This window comes from Microbacterium invictum, assembly GCF_034421375.1.
Taxonomy (GTDB): Bacteria; Actinomycetota; Actinomycetes; order Actinomycetales; family Microbacteriaceae; genus Microbacterium; species Microbacterium invictum_A.
The window spans coordinates 1,450,011-1,466,028 of the sequence record NZ_CP139779.1; the positions used below are offsets into that span (position 1 = coordinate 1,450,011).

Here is a 16,018-nt window from a genome sequence, read left to right on the forward strand (position 1 = left end):
GGCGGTTGCGCGGCGAGTCACTAGGGTGGAACACATGGCGGTGACCCTTCTCGGTGCGGGCGAGATCCGTGCCCTCGCCGCCGAGCTGGACGTCACCCCGACCAAGAAACTCGGTCAGAACTTCGTCGTGGACGCCAACACGGTGCGCCGGATCGTCCAGGTCGCCCGGGTCGCGCCCGGCGAGCACGTCGTCGAGGTCGGTCCGGGGCTGGGTTCGCTCACCCTCGCGATCCTGGACGCCGGTGCCGAGGTGACGGCCGTGGAGATCGACCATCGCCTGGCCGCACGGCTGCCGGTCACCGCCGGCGCGCACGGCGTGGCGCCGGGGTCGCTGCACGTCATCGACGATGACGCACTCGCGGTCACCGTCCTCCCCGGCGACCCGACGGTGCTCGTGGCCAATCTCCCCTACAACGTCTCGGTGCCCGTGCTGCTGCACTTCCTGGAGACGTTCCCGGCGCTTCAGCGAGGAGTGGTGATGGTGCAGGCCGAGGTGGGGGAGCGGCTCGCCGCCGCTCCCCGGACCAAGGCCTACGGCTCGCCGAGCGTCAAGGCCTCGTGGTACGGCGCATGGCGGCTGGCGGGAACCGTGCCGCGGCAGGTGTTCTGGCCCGTGCCCAACGTCGACAGCGTCCTCGTGGCCTTCGAGCGGCATCCCGTACCGACCGGCACCGACGACGAGCGGCGCGCGACCTTCTCGCTCATCGACGCCGCGTTCGGGCAGCGACGGAAGATGCTGCGACAGGCCCTGTCGGCCGCGCTCGGGGGCAGCTCGGCGGAGGCCTCGCTGATCCTCGAAGAGGCGGGTGTCGCACCCACTGCTCGAGGGGAGGAGCTCCTCATCGGAGACTTCCTCCGCATCGCGCACGTCCTCGAGGCCCGATCCGCCGCCTGACTACATCGCGCGTACACGGGGTGTGCCCCCTGCATTCACCCGAACGCACCCTACGGTTCATATATCCGGCTACCATCGGACGCACCCGACACCGCCAAGGGGGCGGAGAAGACAGTGGACAGACTCCTCGCCGAGTACCCCAGACCCGAACGCGTGCTGCTGCACCTGAGCGACACGCACCTGCGGGCCCATGGCTCGCGCCTCTACGACCGCATCGACGCGGAAGAGCGCCTGCACAAGGCACTGGCCGCCATCACGGACTCGGGTGTGCGCCCGCACGCGCTGGTGTTCACCGGCGATCTCGCCGACTTCGGCGAGCCCGAGGCCTACGAGCGGGTGCGCGAGCTGGTCGATCCGGTCGCCCAGGCCGTCGGTGCGCGCGTCATCTGGGTCATGGGCAACCACGACCAGCGCTCGGCCTTCCACGCAGGGCTCTGGGGGCACCGGGATGACTCGGGTCGACCGATCGACCGTGTCGACGAGATCGACGGCCTCCGCATCGTGACCCTCGACACCAGTGTCCCCGGCAAGCACCATGGCGAGGTGACCGACGCCCAGCTGTCGTGGCTTCGCCGGGTGCTCGCCGTCCCCGCGCCCCTGGGGACGATCCTCGCGATGCACCACCCGCCGGTGCCGAGCGTGCTCGATCTCGCCGCCAGCGTCGAGCTGCGGGAGCAGTCGCGTCTCGCCGACGTCATCCGGTCGACCGACGTCCGGGCGATCCTCGCCGGTCACCTCCACTACTCCACCTTCGCCACCTTCGCCGGCGTTCCGGTCTCTGTGGCGTCCGCCACCTGCTACACGCAGGACCTGACCGTTCCGGTCGGGGGCACGAGACCCCAGGATGCCGCACAGGCGTTCAACGTGGTGCACGTCTACGACGACACCGTCGTCCACTCGGTCGTGCCGGTGGATGCAGGGCCCGTGCTCGACTTCGTCGATGCGGCCGAGTCGCGGCGACGTCTGGACGACGCCGGCATCGAACTCCGCGGACCCGAGGGAGTCGACGCGGACGCGATCAACGGGAGTTCGCCGCCGACGTCTCCGCTGCCGGTGCTGCACTGACCTCGTCCCGCTCCCACGGGGCCCGCACCGGGAAGTAGCGTTCGAGGCTGTCGCGGATCGCGCGGATGCGCACCTCTTCGGGCAGTTCGGGGAGGCTCCCGTCATTCAGGCAGAACATGTCGGTGTCGCGGCGGGCGAGCAGCCGTTCCATGCGACGCAGCGACGCGAGCTGCGTCGTCTGGATGTAGCGCACCCGGGGCTTGGTGGTCACGATCGCCCGGCCGGTCAGCAGCGCGTAGTAGTGGTAAAGGCTGTTCGTGACGGAGATGTCGGTGGCCGACCGGAACGGGCTGCCCGCGGTGCGGGCGTAGTCCTCGGCGAACTCGCGCTCGAGCTCGTACGCGACCGACCGGCGCATGGGGACGGCGCAGTGCTCGAGGTCGTGCGTGATGAGGCGTCCGAACCGCTCGCGCAACAGGGCTCGGTTCACGCGCAGGCCGTTGTCGTGGCCGCTGCGCTCGGGGCGCGGGTCGCCGGTGCCGATCCGCACGCGGCTTTCCACGAACGTGCTGACGCCCCCGGGGGAGAAGAACAGCTCCGGATCCACCGGCCGCCCGAAGAACATGTCGTCGTTGCTGTAGAGGAAGTGCTCGGCCAGTCCGTCGATGCGGTGCAGCTGCGCCTCCACCGCGTGCGAATTGTGCGTCGGGAGCACACCCGGGTCGGCGAAGAACTCCTCGCTGCGCACGATCGTGACCCGCGGGTGGTCGGCCAGCCACGCGGGGGCGGGGGAGTCGGTGGCGATGAAGATCCGCCGCACCCAGGGCGCGTGCATGTGGACGCTGCGCAGGGCGTACTTCAGCTCGTCGATCTGCCGGTAGCGGGCGGGGGCGTCGTCGCCGTCGCCCACGACATAGCTCTGCATGCGGGCGGCCCGGCTGCGCTGGAATTCGTTGGACGAGCCGTCCACCCACGAGAAGACCATGTCGACCTCGCCCGAGAACTCCGTCGCGTGGGTCTCGTACATGCCGGCGAGGGTGCGCCAGCGCCGGCCGTGGCGCTCGACTGTGGTGTAGGACACATCGTCGGTGCTCATCATCCGGCGGGTGAGGAGCGTGGGGCGCGGTGCCTCGACGAGATCGGCGCCGAATCGCCAGAGATCGACGCGGGTGCCCGAGGACGATCCGTAGCGGAGAGTGCCGCCCGGCGTCACCCGGGGCCGGAACACCGTCACCGTGGCCAGTCCCGCGGGGTCGGACAGGGTGTGCAGGGGAACCGCGTCCTCGCCGGGCGTGCGCGCGTAGAACGGGTCATCCGCGCCGAGACGCCGGAGGGCGTCGTACGCGCGCGCACCGTCCTCGACGTCGACGACGAGGCGGTCGCGGCGCTCGGCGTCGCGTACGAGCAGGACGCCGATGCCGACGGCGGCCAGGGCGTCGGCGACGGCGAGCAGGTCGACGATCGCCGCCTCGCTCACGGGGAGCGTGTCGTGGACGGTGTGCAGCATGCCGTCGACCAGACGCACGTCGTCGCGAGCGAGCAGGTTCGTCCAGGGATCGCTCATCGACGGAAGGGGAGCGACGCGTGCCATGGGAACCTCCTCGGGATGTCGGGTGGGGCGTGCCCAGGGGTGGGCACCGGACAACTGTAGTTCTCCTTCTGTTTCCTCGGCGTTTCCTCGAAAGTCGGCCGCGGGCGCGCGGACCGCCCTTCGCCGTGGGCGATAGCCTCGATGCATGACCGTGGACCCTGCCGGCCCCGCCGATCGCGTCCACGTCCGTGCCCCGGGCAAGCTCAACGTCTTCTTCGAGGTCGGCGCGGTCCAGCCGGACGGCTACCACGACGTCGCCTCGGCCTACCAGGCCGTCTCCCTCGTCGAGGATCTATGGGCCGAGAACGCCGACGACTTCTCCCTCACGGTGTCGGGCTCGGTGGATGTCGCGGGGGTGCCGGTGGACGATCGGAACCTCGCCCTGCGGGCGGCTCGACTGCTGGCCGGCGAGATCGGTCACCGCGGCGGAGTGAGACTCCACATCGACAAGCACGTGCCGGTGGCAGGCGGGATGGGCGGAGGATCTGCGGATGCCGCAGCCGCGCTGGTCGCCTGCGACGCCCTGTGGGGGGCCGAGCTCGGGTCATCCGGACTGCATCGGCTCGCCCGGCGCCTCGGCGCCGACGTGCCCTTCGCCCTCATGGGGGGCACGGCCATCGGCACCGGTCGCGGCGACCAGCTGAACCGCGCTCTGGCCAAGGGGCGCTTCGACTGGGTGGTCGTGACCTCGGAGGACGGACTGTCGACCCCGGAGGTCTACGGGCATCTCGACGTGATGCGGGGTCGATCCAACATCGCCCTGGCCCCGCGGACCCCGGACGTGGATCCGGGTGTGCTCCAGGCGCTGCGGGTCGGCGACGCCGTCGCGCTCGCCGCCCATGTGCGCAACGATCTGCAGACCGCGGCCCTGTCGCTGCGTCCGGACCTCAGGGACGTCCTCGAGCTGGGAGAGGGATCGGGAGCCCTCGTCGGCATCGTGTCGGGGTCGGGGCCGACCCTCGCCTTCCTTGCGGCCGACCCCGAATCGGCGCTCGAGCTGCAGGTCGCGCTGAGCGTCGCCGGACACCGCGCCCTGCACGTTCACGGGCCGGTCGCGGGTGCGCGGATCGTTTCGGAGTAAGTCGCGATCGGGTCCCGGTGTCGGCGGCGTCGGCTAGCGTGAACAGGGTGGTCGCCCCGGCGGCGCATCCGCACGACGTCAGGAGGACTCGATGAAGGCAGTACTGGACGGAACGGTGATCGCCGAGGCATCGAAAGACGAGCTCGTCTCGATCGAGGGGAACTGGTACTTCCCGCCCTCGAGCGTCGTGGAGGGTGTGCTCGTCGAGAGCCCTACGCCGTACACGTGTCCGTGGAAGGGCGAGTGCCAGTATTACGACGTGACGTCGGGCGAGGGCGCGCTGAAGGACCGCGCGTGGTCCTACCCGACCCCGTACCCGACCGCGATCGAGCGCGTCGGCACGGATTTCTCCGGATACGTCGCCTTCTGGAAGGAAGTTCAGGTCGTCGACTGAGGCGACCTGAGGCACCCGCGCGATGATCGAGTTCCGAGGCATCACCAAACGGTTCCCCGACGGCACGGAGGCGGTTCGATCCTTCGACCTCGTCGTGCCCGCCCACACCACCACGGTCTTCGTCGGTTCTTCCGGATGCGGCAAGACCACGCTCCTGCGCATGATCAACCGCATGGTCGAGCCCACGGACGGGACCATCCTCATCGACGGCGACGACATCGCCGGCCGTGATCCGGTCAAGCTCCGCCGGAGCATCGGGTACGTCATGCAGAACTCCGGGCTGCTCCCGCACTTCACCGTCGCCGAGAACATCGCCACCGTCCCGGTGCTGGAGGGCGCGAACCGCAAGAAGGCCCGCGCGCAGGCGCTCGAGCTCATGGACACGGTCGGACTCGACCGCGGCATGGCCGACCGCTACCCCAGCCAGCTCTCCGGCGGTCAGCAGCAGCGCGTCGGGGTCGCCCGAGGCCTTGCCGCCGACCCCAACATCCTCCTCATGGACGAACCCTTCGGTGCGGTCGACCCGATCGTGCGGGCGGAGCTCCAGGAGGAGCTGCTGAGGATCCAGCGCGAGGTCGCCAAGACGATCGTGTTCGTCACCCATGACATCGACGAGGCGTTCCTGCTCGGGGATCAGGTCGTGATCCTCGAGAAGGGCGCCCAGGTGGCCCAGCGCGGCACGCCGGACGAGATCATCGAGGACCCGGCGACCGACTTCGTCGCCTCTTTCATCGGCGCGGACAAGGGCAAGCGTGCGCTGAGGTTGAAGCAGACGCCGCACGGCACGGTCGTCGTCGACGGCGAGGGGCGCACGCAGGGAGCTCTCATCGAGGATGGCGCTCGCACGTGACGTGGGTGCTGAACAACCTCGGACTCATCGGGGAGCTCGCCGTAGTGCACCTGCGGCAGAGCGTCATCGCCCTGGTCCTGGGCTTCGTCATCTCCGTGCCGCTGGGCTGGGTCGCCTGGCGCTACCGACTGGTGCGCAGCGGCGTGATCACGATCACCGGTCTGCTCTACACCATTCCCTCGATCGCCCTGCTGGTGCTGCTGCCCAGCGCCACGGGGTTGTATTCCATCACCAGCGAGACGAACCTCATCGTCGCCCTGACGATCTATGCGGTGGCGATTCTCGTGCGCGCCGTCGCCGACGGGCTCGACTCGGTCGACGAGGGCGTGCGGCAGTCGTCCACCGCGATGGGGTATGCCTCGTTCCGCCGCTTCTGGGCGGTGGAGTTCCCGCTGGCGGGTCCCGTCATCCTCGCCGGGCTCCGGGTGACCGCGGCGAGCACCATCGCGCTGGCGACGGTCGGGATCCTCGCCGGGATCATCAACCTCGGCTACCTGTTCACCAACGGCCTCGACCGACGGATCATCCCCGAGGTCGTCGCGGGTGTCGTCGCCGTCGTGGTCCTCGCCCTCCTCGTCGATCTCGTCCTCCTCGTCGCGGGCCGGCTCCTCATGCCGTGGACCCGGCGCGTGGCGAGCACGCGGGTGAGGACGGGCCGCGTCGCCCTGACGGGAGCGGGCGCATGAACTACTTCATCGACGCGTTCGCGTGGATCTTCGGCGGCGACACCGGCTACCTCGATCCCATTCCGGTCGCCTTCGCCCAGCAGGTCGCCTACACCGTGGTCTCGGTCGTGATCGCCGGCGCCATCGCGACGCCCATCGGATGGTGGATCGGGCACACCGGCAAGGGCCGGGAGATCGCCGTGGCGATCTCGGGCGCCGCACGCGCCATCCCCTCGTTCGGACTGCTGATCCTCCTCACGCTGCTGCTCGGGGTGCTGCGCAAGCCCGAGGCCGCCGTCATCACGTTCGTCGTGCTCGCCATCCCGTCGATCCTCGCCGGGGCGTACGCGGGATTCGAGGCCATCGACCGCCGGGTGATCGACGCAGGGCGGTCGATGGGCATGACCGAACGGCAGATCCTCTGGCGGGTCGAGGTGCCGCTCGGGCTCTCGCTCCTCGTCGGCGGGATCCGGTCCGCGACCCTCCAGGTGGTCGCCACGGTCACGATCGCCGCGTATATCGGACTGGGCGGCCTCGGGCAATACATCATCACCGGCTTGGAGCTGCGCCGCATCGAGGTCATCATCGGTGGTGCGATCCTCGTCGCCGCGCTGGCCCTCGTCCTCGACGGCGTGTTCGCGATCCTGCAACGACTCGCCGTGCCGCGGGGCGTCGTCGCCGGTCTCCGGCAGTCCACCTCCTCACGTGCCCGGGCCCCCCGCATGGCGGCGGCCTGATTCGGCTCCTTCCCTATCCGCATCAGAAAAGAGGAAACCATGTTCACAGCACGACTTCGAAAGGGCCTTGCGGGCGTCGCGATCCTGACGGGTGCCGTCCTCACGATGGCCGGCTGCGCGTCGAGCGACCCGCTCGACTCCGGCGGCGGCGACGAGAGTGCCGGCGCCGGAGACAGCAGCACCATCGTCGTGGGATCGCAGGCCTACTACTCCAACGAGATCATCGCGGAGATCTACGCCCAGGCCCTGGAGAACGCCGGGTTCGAGGTGGAGAGGCAGTTCAACATCGGGCAGCGGGACGCCTACATCCCGCTCCTGGAGAGCGGCGAGGTGAACCTCTTCCCCGAGTACAGCGGCAACCTGCTGCAGTACTTCGACGAGGAGACCACCGCCCGTACCGCCGACGAGGTCTACGCCGCCCTGCCCGACGCGCTCCCGGAGGGGCTGACGGTGCTCGACCAGTCCACCGCCAGCGACCAGGACTCCTACACCGTGACCGCCGCGTTCGCCGACGAGTACTCCCTGTCCTCCATCGCGGACCTGGCGAACGTCGACGTGCCGCTGACCCTCGGCGGTCCGCCCGAGCTCGCCGAGCGCCCCTACGGCCCCGCTGGCCTCGCCGAGACCTACGGGGTGGACGTGTCGTTCTCCGCGACCGGTGACACCACGGTCGAAGACCTCGTGGCCGGCACCGTCAACGTCGCCAACGTCTTCACCGCCGACCCGCGGATCCAGACCGAGGACCTCGTCGTGCTCGAAGATCCCGAGGGCCTGTTCCTCGCGTCGAACGTGGTGCCGGTGGTCAGCGCCGACGTCGCGGACGAGATCGCCGACGTCATCAACCAGGTCAGCGCCGCGCTGACGCCCGAGGCCCTGGTCGCGCTCAACGTGCAGAGCACGGTCGACCAGCTCTCCAGCGCCGAGATCGCCACGCAGTGGCTCGAGGAGAACAGCATCTCCTGACCCGGGAACGGGGGAGGGGCATCGACGGGCGTGCGCCTGTCGGTGCCCCTCACTAGCGTGGTGGGTATGGATGCAGCTGCTGCCGACGCCCATCTCGCGCGCGATGTGGATCCGGTCTCCCGAGAACGCCTCGAGGCTCAGGGCCTCGAGATGAGAATGGTGACCGACGACGCCGACCGGGACGCCTTCATCCAGGTCGTCGCCCGCGGGTTCCTCGATCCCGAACTGACCGACGAGCAGGTGCGCGAGACGCGCTCCCGCGGGAGCTACCGTCGCCTCACGGGCGTCTACGACCCGCAGACGCCGACGGCGTCTGCGCCCGTGGCCACGAGCGCCTCGTGGCTGTCCGAGCTCACGCTGCCCGGCGGCGGCGTGCTGCCCGGAAGCGCCATCAGCGCCGTCACCGTCGCGCCCACCCATCGGCGACGGGGGGTCGCACGGGCTCTGCTGGAGGCCGAGCTGCGCAGCGCGGTCGCGGGCGGTGTGCCGCTGGCGATGCTGACCGTCAGCGAAGCCACCCTGTACGGCCGGTACGGCTTCGGCCCGGCGGCCCCGGCGGCGAACTGGGTCATCGACACCAAGCGGGCCGGATGGCGCGGGCCCGGCCGGTCCGGCCGGGTGGACTTCATCTCACGGGAGACCTGGCGCGAGATCGCGCCCGCCCTCCACGAGGAGGTGCGCCTGCGCTCGGTGGGCGAACTGGAGATCCCCGCCGGCCATTGGGACAGCTTCGCCGGTACGAGGCCCGACGCGAAAGACCCGGGCAAACGCCGCGCGATCCAGTGGCGCGACGACGCCGGACGGGTCCGCGGCGCGGCGCTCTACACCGTCACCGAGAACAGCGACGACTGGACGAAGTCCCGCGTCGACGTGACCTCCCTCCTCGCCGTCACGCCCACCGCCTACGCGGCGCTGTGGCGCTTCCTCCTCGAGCTCGACCTGATCGGCGAGATCCATGCCGGAGAACTCGCCGTGGATGAGCCGCTGTGGTGGATGATCGCCGACCAGCGCGCAGCCACGATCACGCTCCGCGATCACCAGTACGTGCGGATCATCGACGTCCCCCGGGTGCTCGAGGGGCGGACCTACAGCGGTTCGGGCGAGGTCGTCCTCGATGTGGAGGACTCGCTGGGCCTGTCCACCGGCCGCTGGCATCTGCGGGTGGTCGACGGCATCGGCACCGTCGAAGACATCGGCGATTCCGCCGCCGCCGCGCCGGTGGTGCGCCTGGGGATCGAGGAGCTGTCGGCGATCTCCCTCGGTGGCGTGTCGGTCGCGACCCTCGCGGCTGCGGGGCGGCTGGCCGTCGACGACGCCGAAACCGTCTCCCTCCTCTTCCTGACCGCTCGTGCGCCACGGCTGAGCTTCTGGTACTGACTGCCGTGGTCGGCGCGCCCCGACGGTGGCCATAGCCTGGAACGGATATGGCGCATCTTCTCGGGGCCGAAGCCCTGCACCTGGAATTTCCCACGAAGGTCGTCTTCGACGGCATCTCCCTCGGCGTCGATGAGGGAGACCGCATCGGCGTCGTGGGACGCAACGGCGACGGCAAGTCCACCCTGCTGGCCATGCTCGCCGGACGCCTCGAGCCCGATTCCGGCCGCGTGACCGTCCGGCGCGGCGTCCGGGTGGGGGTCCTCGATCAGTCCGACACCCTGGACGACGACCACACCGTGCGCTTCGCCGTGGTCGGCGACCGCGCCGATCACGAATGGGCGGGAGATCCGCGGGTACGCGACGTCATCGAGGGTCTGCTCGAGGGACTGGACTGGGACGGACCGGTCACCGGTCTCTCCGGCGGTCAGCGGCGACGCGTCGCCCTCGCCGCCCTCCTCGTCGGCGACTGGGACGTCCTCTTCCTCGACGAGCCGACCAACCACCTCGACGTCGAGGCGATCGCGTGGCTGGCCGACCACATCCGCGGTCGCTGGCCGGCGAACCAGGGGGGACTCCTGGTTGTCACCCACGATCGGTGGTTCCTCGACGAGGTCTGCACGACGACGTGGGAGGTGCACGACCGCATCGTGGAGCCCTTCGAGGGCGGGTACGCCGCGTACATCCTGCAGCGGGTCGAGCGCGACCGGCAGGCGGCCGCCATCGAAGCGCGCCGGCAGAACCTCGCCCGGAAAGAGCTCGCGTGGCTGCGCCGCGGCGCCCCCGCGCGGACGTCCAAGCCGAAGTTCCGCATCGACGCGGCGAACGCCCTCATCGAGGACGTCCCCGAGCTCCGCGACCCGGTGGCCCTGCAGGCTCTGGCGATCACGCGGCTCGGCAAGGACGTGGTCGACCTGCTCGACGTCTCGGTGGTGTACGACGACGGAGCCACCCGCACCGAGGTCTTCCACGATGTCGAATGGCGCATCGCGCCCGGCGAGCGCACCGGCATCCTGGGCGTCAACGGCGCGGGCAAGTCGACGCTGCTGTCGCTCATCTCGGGGGAGTTGGAGCCCAGCTCCGGCCGGGTGAAGCGGGGGAAGACGGTGCGGGTGGCCATCCTCAGCCAGCAGATGGACGAGCTCGACCCCCACCTGGACGATCCGGTGCGCGTGGTCATCTCAGGCCTGCGCACGACCTACACCCTCGGTGCCGGGTCGAAGGCCCAGGAGCTGTCGCCGGGGCAGCTGCTGGAGCGGATGGGCTTCTCCAGCGCGCAGCTGTCCACCCCCGTCCGCGACCTCTCGGGCGGGCAGAAGCGGCGGCTGCAGCTGCTGCTCATCCTCCTCTCGCAGCCGAACGTCCTGATCCTGGACGAACCCACGAACGATCTCGACACCGACATGCTCGCCGCTCTCGAGGACCTCCTCGACTCCTGGCCGGGCACTCTCCTCGTCGTCTCCCACGACCGGTACTTCATGGAGCGGGTGACCGACCAGCAGTACGCGCTGCTGGGCGGACGCCTGCGTCACCTCCCGGCCGGCGTCGACGAGTACCTGCGGCTGCGGGCCGCGGCACGGCACGCTCCGACGGCGCTGCCGACGTCCTCACCGCCGTTCACGACGCTCGGCGGCGCCGAGCTCCGCGCCGCGCAGAAGGAGGCCGCGGCGCTCGAGCGTCGCATCGAGAAGCTCGAGAGCGAGGTGTCGCGCGCCAAGATCGCCCTCGCAGAGCACGACCAGTCCGACTACACGGGGCTCTCGGCGGAGATGAGCCGCATCGGCGCACTCGAGGCCGAGCGCGACGCGACCGAGGAGCGCTGGTTCGCCCTCATCGAGCAGATCGGCTGAGACTCAGGCGTCGAAGCCGAGGCTGAGCTTGCGCAGCAGTCCCGCGAGGCGATCCCGATCGCTTCGCGACAACGCGCCGAGAAGGAGCGCCTCGGCGTCGACGAGGCGGGTGATCGCGGCGTCGACGCGGGTGCGGCCCTCCTCGGTGAGGGTCACCAGGATGCTCCGGCCGTCCCCCGGGTCGGCCTCGCGTCGCACCAGACGGCGCCCCACGAGGCGGTCGATCCGGTTGGTCATGGTGCCGCTGGAGACGAGCGTCTGCTGGAGCAGCTGCTTGGGGCTCAGCTGGAACGGCTCGCCCGCGCGTCGCAGCGCCGACAGCACGTCCCACTCCCACGGTTCCAGCTCGCTGCGGCGGAACGCCTCGCGCCGGGCGCGATCGAGATGCCGCGACAGCCGATCCACCCGGGAGAGCACCTCCAGGGGAGAGAAGTCGAGGTCGGGCCGCTGCGCGCCCCAGGCCTCGACGATGCGGTCGACTTCGTCCGACTCTCGGGGCATGCATCCACTCTGGCAGACTTGTCGGGCGCCCTCAGCGGGCGCGGTCCGCCGTGGTGTAATGGCAGCACGACAGCCTTTGGAGCTGTGAGGTCTAGGTTCGAGTCCTGGCGGCGGAGCATGACAGACAGCACCGCCCCCGCCTCCCTCTCGGTCATCGTCCTCGCCGCGGGGCAGGGAACACGGATGAAGTCCGCCACCCCGAAGGTGCTCCACCGCATCGGGGGCCGCTCTCTTCTCGGTCACGTCCTGCACACGGCGGCGCACCTGAATCCCCGGCGCACCGCCGTGGTGGTGCGGCATGAACGCGATCTCGTGGCCTCCGAGGTCGCCGCGGTGGCCCCCGGGGCGGTGATCGTCGATCAGGACGAGGTGCCCGGCACCGGACGCGCGGTCGAGCTCGGCGTGGAGGCCCTCGGCGACGACACCGCCGACGTCCTGGTGCTCAGCGCCGACGTGCCCCTGCTCGACGTGCCGATGCTCACCGCGCTCCTCGCCGCGCATCGGGAACGGCGGGCGGCGGCGACGCTGCTGACGGCGGTGCTGGAGGATGCCACGGGCTACGGCCGGGTCATCCGCGCCACGGACGATGCCGTCTCCCGGATCGTGGAGCAGAAGGACGCCGCCCCCGACGAACTGGCGGTGACCGAGATCAACGCGGGCGTCTACGTCTTCCGGGCGGACACGCTCCGGCGAGAGCTCGCACGCGTGGGCACCGCGAACGCGCAGGGCGAGAAGTACCTCACCGATGTCATCGGTCTGCTGCGCGACGCGGCGCTTCCGGTCGCCGCCGTCACCGCACCCGATGCCGCCGCCGCGCTCGGGGTGAACGACCGGATCCAGCTGTCCGAGGCGGCGCGCACCCTCAACGCCCGCACCGTCCGGCACTGGCAGCGGGAGGGCGTGACGGTGATGGATCCGGCCACGACCTGGATCGATGTGACCGCGACCCTCGCCCGCGACGTCACCCTGCTCCCGGGCACGCACGTCCTGCGGGCCACGGTCATCGGGGAGGGGGCCGTCGTGGGTCCCGACACCACACTGGTGGATTGCGAGGTGGGGGAACGTGCGACGGTCACGCGCACCGATGCGACCCTCGCCGTGATCGGCGCAGATGCCTCGGTCGGGCCGTTCGCCTACCTGCGACCGGGCGCCCGGCTGGGCGCCGGCGGCAAGGTCGGGACGTTCGTCGAGGTGAAGAACTCCGACATCGGCGAGCGGAGCAAGGTGCCGCACCTGTCGTACATCGGCGACACCACGATCGGCTCCGGAGTCAACCTGGGTGCCGGAGCGATCACGGCGAACTACGACGACCTCGCCAAGCATCGCACCGAGATCGGCGACGAGGTCCACAGCGGCTCGCACAACGTCTTCGTCGCGCCCGTTAGGATCGGAGACGGCGCGAAGACCGGAGCCGGCGCCGTCATCCGCAAGGACGTCCCCGCCGGAGCTCTGGCCCTGAGTGTGGCCCCTCAGCGCAACATCGAGGGGTGGGTCGAGAAGAACAGGCCCGGGACGGCAGCGGCCGAGGCCGCCGCGCGAGCCCGGACGTCACAGGAAGCGGACGATGGCGCGCAAAACGAAGACGGTTGACCTCGACCTCGACAACGACATCGCCCCGGGCATCGTCGCCAAGACCAAGAAGCGGCTCGTCGTCGCATCCGGCCGTTCACACCAGACCCTGGCGGTCGACGTCGCCGCGGCGCTCGGGACGCAGCTCGTCCCCACCGAGTACCGCACCTTCGCGTCGGGCGAGATCCTCACGCGCTTCGAGGTCTCCATCCGCGGGTGCGACTTCTTCCTCATCCAGTCCTTCGGTCCTCCCGTCAACGAGTGGCTGATGGAGACCCTCATCATGCTCGACGCCGCCAAGCGGGCATCCGCCAAGCGCATCACCGTCGTCGCGCCGTACTATCCCTACAGCCGGCAGGACAAGAAGGGCCGCGGTCGTGAGCCGATCAGCGCCCGCCTGGTCGCCGACCTCCTCCGCACCGCCGGCGCCGATCGTGTGATGAGCGTGGATCTGCACGCCGCCCAGATCCAGGGCTTCTTCGACGGACCCGTGGATCATCTGTTCGCCAAACCCGTGCTGCTCGAGTACTTCCGCAGCACCCTCAGCACCGAGGACCGCGCCAAGCTCACCGTCGTCTCGCCCGACACCGGACGCGTGCGGGTGGCCGACACCTGGTCGGACAGCCTCGGGGCGCCGCTGGCGATCATCCACAAGCGGCGCGATCCGAATGTGGCGAACCAGGTCACCGTGAACGAGATCGTCGGTCAGGTGGATGGCCGCGTCTGCCTCCTCGTCGACGACATGATCGACACCGGCGGCACCATCGTGAAGGCCGCCGAGGCGCTCAAGGCCAGCGGCGCGGAGCGGGTCATCGTCGCGGCGACCCACGCGATCTTCAGCGACCCCGCCGCCGAGCGTCTGCGCAGCGACGCCATCGATGAGGTCGTCGTCACCGACACCGTGCCCGTCCCCGACTCCAAGCGCTTCCCGGGGCTGACGATCCTCCCTATCGCGCCGCTCTTGGCCCGGGCGATCCGAGAGGTCTTCGAGGACGGCTCGGTCACGAGCATGTTCGACGGCGCCGCGTGAGCTGACTCTTTGCTGCGCCTGCGCCGGCTCAAAGCCACTCCATAGGGTGACCGCGGGAGGATGACGGTATCGGCCCCCGTCCCCCTTGGAGGAACAATGATCCGTCTCGATCTCGCCCCCCGTCCCGTCCGCGTCGGTGCCGCCGGAGTCGGTATCGCGGGTGTGCTCCTGCTCGCCGGCTGTGCGAGCGGCGCCGCCGACGGTGCGGATGACTCCGGTTCGACCTCCACCGACACGGGGGCCACCTCGAGCGATTCGGGCACCCCGTCGAGCGATTCGAGCTCCACCGACACCGGATCCTCCAGCGGCGCCTACGCCGACGGCACATACACGGCCGAGGGCACCTACAACACCCCCGAGTCCGTCGAGCAGATCACGGTGACCCTGACCCTCGAGGACGACATCGTCACCGCTGTCGAGGTGACCGGAGACCCGCAGGCCCGCGAGTCGCAGCAGTACCAGTCGCAGTTCATCGGCGGCATCGCCGACGAGGTGGTCGGTCAGAACATCGACGATCTCTCGGTCGATCGCGTCGCGGGCTCTTCGCTGACGAGCGGCGGCTTCAACGCCGCGGTCGAGGAGATCAAGGCCGAAGCGGCGGCGTGAGATGACCCCGCCCGCCGCAGTACGCACGACGCCCGAGATCTGGCGCTTCGAGGCGATCGGCACCCGGTGGGAGGTCGGCACCGCCCAGGCTCTGACCGCGGACGACCGCGCGGCGGTGGCCGAGGCTGTCGACGCGTTCGATCGGGCGTGGTCGAGGTTCCGCGACGACTCCGCGGTGACCACCCTCGCACGCGGGGGCGGAGCCGTCGCCGCCCCGGCCGACACCGACCTGCTGCTCTCGCGCCTGGCCGAGATCGCCGACGCCACCGGCGGTGCGGTCAGTCCGCTCGTCGGCGGTGTGCTCGCGCGCCGCGGATACGACGCCGGGATGTCGCTGACCGACCGGGGCGCCGAACCGGCACCCCTGTGGCGCGAGACCCTGTCGTGGACCCCGGACATGCTGCGCCTGTCCGAACCGGCGACCATCGATGTCGGGGCCCTCGGCAAGGGCCGCCTCGTCGACATCGTCCACGACCTCCTCGCCGAGCGGACGAGCGGCCCCCTCGTCGTCGACGCGTCGGGGGATCTCCGGGTGAGCGGCGCCGAGCTGCGGATCGCGCTCGAGCACCCCTTCGACACCACGCGGGCGATCGGCGTCGTGACCGCGTCGTCCGGGGCGGTCTGCGCGTCAGCGACCAATCGACGCCGCTGGGGCGACGGCCTCCACCACGTGCTCGACGCGCGCACCGGCATACCGGTCCGCACCGTCGCCGCGACCTGGGCGTTCGCGCCCGAGGCGATGACGGCGGACGCGGTCGCCACCGCGCTGTTCTTCGACGGCGGCCCCGAGATCGCCCACCGATGGGGTGCGGAATGGGTGCGCATGACCACCGACGGCCGTGTCGACTGGTCACCGGGTAATCCGGCCGAGCTGTTCCGGCGGACAGCTACGGTGGCATCGTGAACT

Annotated in this window: 16 protein-coding genes and 1 tRNA gene; 15 read left to right on the top strand and 2 right to left on the bottom strand. The window is 70.4% G+C overall.

Annotated features, from left to right (window positions below; translation table 11 throughout):
- Positions 1 to 34 precede the first annotated feature (34 nt).
- Positions 35 to 895, top strand: coding sequence for a 16S rRNA (adenine(1518)-N(6)/adenine(1519)-N(6))-dimethyltransferase RsmA (rsmA, locus tag T9R20_RS06980; protein ID WP_322411805.1), 861 nt, complete (start codon positions 35 to 37; stop codon positions 893 to 895).
- A 114-nt stretch (positions 896 to 1,009) separates the two neighbouring features.
- Complete coding sequence (locus T9R20_RS06985; RefSeq protein ID WP_322411806.1) at positions 1,010 to 1,960, top strand: phosphodiesterase; 951 nt, start codon at positions 1,010 to 1,012, stop codon at positions 1,958 to 1,960.
- On the opposite strand, the gene T9R20_RS06990 is transcribed toward T9R20_RS06985, so the two are convergent.
- Positions 1,914 to 3,491: a stealth conserved region 3 domain-containing protein gene (locus T9R20_RS06990; protein ID WP_322411807.1), complete on the bottom strand. Its 1,578-nt coding sequence runs from the start codon at positions 3,489 to 3,491 to the stop codon at positions 1,914 to 1,916. The two genes, T9R20_RS06985 and T9R20_RS06990, sit on opposite strands and share 47 nt — an antisense overlap.
- A gap of 145 nt (positions 3,492 to 3,636) precedes the next feature.
- On the opposite strand from T9R20_RS06990, the gene T9R20_RS06995 reads away from it, so the two are divergent.
- The 8 genes from T9R20_RS06995 (at position 3,637) to T9R20_RS07030 (ending at position 11,405) form a co-directional block, all read left to right on the top strand.
- Positions 3,637 to 4,572, top strand: a complete 936-nt coding sequence (locus tag T9R20_RS06995) for a 4-(cytidine 5'-diphospho)-2-C-methyl-D-erythritol kinase (protein ID WP_322411808.1) — start codon at positions 3,637 to 3,639, stop codon at positions 4,570 to 4,572.
- Between the two features lie 91 nt (positions 4,573 to 4,663).
- On the top strand, positions 4,664 to 4,966 hold the full coding sequence (locus T9R20_RS07000; protein WP_322411809.1) for a DUF427 domain-containing protein: 303 nt from the start codon (positions 4,664 to 4,666) through the stop codon (positions 4,964 to 4,966).
- Between the two features lie 22 nt (positions 4,967 to 4,988).
- Entirely contained in the window at positions 4,989 to 5,816 is an 828-nt protein-coding gene (locus T9R20_RS07005) for an ABC transporter ATP-binding protein (RefSeq protein ID WP_322411810.1), read from the top strand.
- Positions 5,813 to 6,502: an ABC transporter permease gene (locus T9R20_RS07010; RefSeq protein ID WP_322411811.1), complete on the top strand. Its 690-nt coding sequence runs from the start codon at positions 5,813 to 5,815 to the stop codon at positions 6,500 to 6,502. The genes T9R20_RS07005 and T9R20_RS07010 overlap by 4 nt, the downstream gene beginning before the upstream one ends.
- Positions 6,499 to 7,218, top strand: coding sequence for an ABC transporter permease (locus T9R20_RS07015; protein WP_322411812.1), 720 nt, complete (start codon positions 6,499 to 6,501; stop codon positions 7,216 to 7,218). The genes T9R20_RS07010 and T9R20_RS07015 overlap by 4 nt, the downstream gene beginning before the upstream one ends.
- Before the next feature lie 39 nt (positions 7,219 to 7,257).
- Positions 7,258 to 8,181 carry an ABC transporter substrate-binding protein gene (locus tag T9R20_RS07020; RefSeq protein ID WP_322411813.1) on the top strand — a complete coding sequence of 308 codons (924 nt, stop codon included), beginning with the start codon at positions 7,258 to 7,260 and terminating at the stop codon, positions 8,179 to 8,181.
- A gap of 66 nt (positions 8,182 to 8,247) precedes the next feature.
- Positions 8,248 to 9,558 (top strand): GNAT family N-acetyltransferase, encoded by a 1,311-nt coding sequence (locus tag T9R20_RS07025; RefSeq protein WP_322411814.1) that lies wholly within the window; start codon positions 8,248 to 8,250, stop codon positions 9,556 to 9,558.
- Between the two features lie 47 nt (positions 9,559 to 9,605).
- Complete coding sequence (locus T9R20_RS07030) at positions 9,606 to 11,405, top strand: ABC-F family ATP-binding cassette domain-containing protein (RefSeq protein WP_322411815.1); 1,800 nt, start codon at positions 9,606 to 9,608, stop codon at positions 11,403 to 11,405.
- Between the two features lie 3 nt (positions 11,406 to 11,408).
- Here the strand turns inward: T9R20_RS07030 and T9R20_RS07035 are convergent, their stop codons facing one another.
- Positions 11,409 to 11,906 carry a MarR family winged helix-turn-helix transcriptional regulator gene (locus T9R20_RS07035; RefSeq protein WP_322411816.1) on the bottom strand — a complete coding sequence of 166 codons (498 nt, stop codon included), beginning with the start codon at positions 11,904 to 11,906 and terminating at the stop codon, positions 11,409 to 11,411.
- Positions 11,907 to 11,950: 44 nt separating this feature from the next.
- On the opposite strand from T9R20_RS07035, the gene T9R20_RS07040 reads away from it, so the two are divergent.
- From T9R20_RS07040 to T9R20_RS07060, 5 genes are all read left to right on the top strand, one after another.
- A tRNA-Gln gene (locus T9R20_RS07040) sits at positions 11,951 to 12,022 on the top strand.
- A gap of 1 nt (position 12,023) precedes the next feature.
- The gene (gene glmU, locus T9R20_RS07045; RefSeq protein ID WP_322411817.1) at positions 12,024 to 13,496 is read left to right on the top strand and encodes a bifunctional UDP-N-acetylglucosamine diphosphorylase/glucosamine-1-phosphate N-acetyltransferase GlmU; all 1,473 of its coding nucleotides are present in this window, start codon (positions 12,024 to 12,026) and stop codon (positions 13,494 to 13,496) included.
- Positions 13,471 to 14,505, top strand: a complete 1,035-nt coding sequence (locus T9R20_RS07050) for a ribose-phosphate diphosphokinase (RefSeq protein WP_322411818.1) — start codon at positions 13,471 to 13,473, stop codon at positions 14,503 to 14,505. Before glmU ends, T9R20_RS07050 begins: the two co-directional genes overlap by 26 nt.
- Positions 14,506 to 14,601: 96 nt before the next feature.
- Positions 14,602 to 15,111: an FMN-binding protein gene (locus T9R20_RS07055; protein WP_322411819.1), complete on the top strand. Its 510-nt coding sequence runs from the start codon at positions 14,602 to 14,604 to the stop codon at positions 15,109 to 15,111.
- A gap of 1 nt (position 15,112) precedes the next feature.
- Complete coding sequence (locus tag T9R20_RS07060) at positions 15,113 to 16,015, top strand: FAD:protein FMN transferase (protein WP_322411820.1); 903 nt, start codon at positions 15,113 to 15,115, stop codon at positions 16,013 to 16,015.
- Positions 16,016 to 16,018 lie beyond the last annotated feature (3 nt).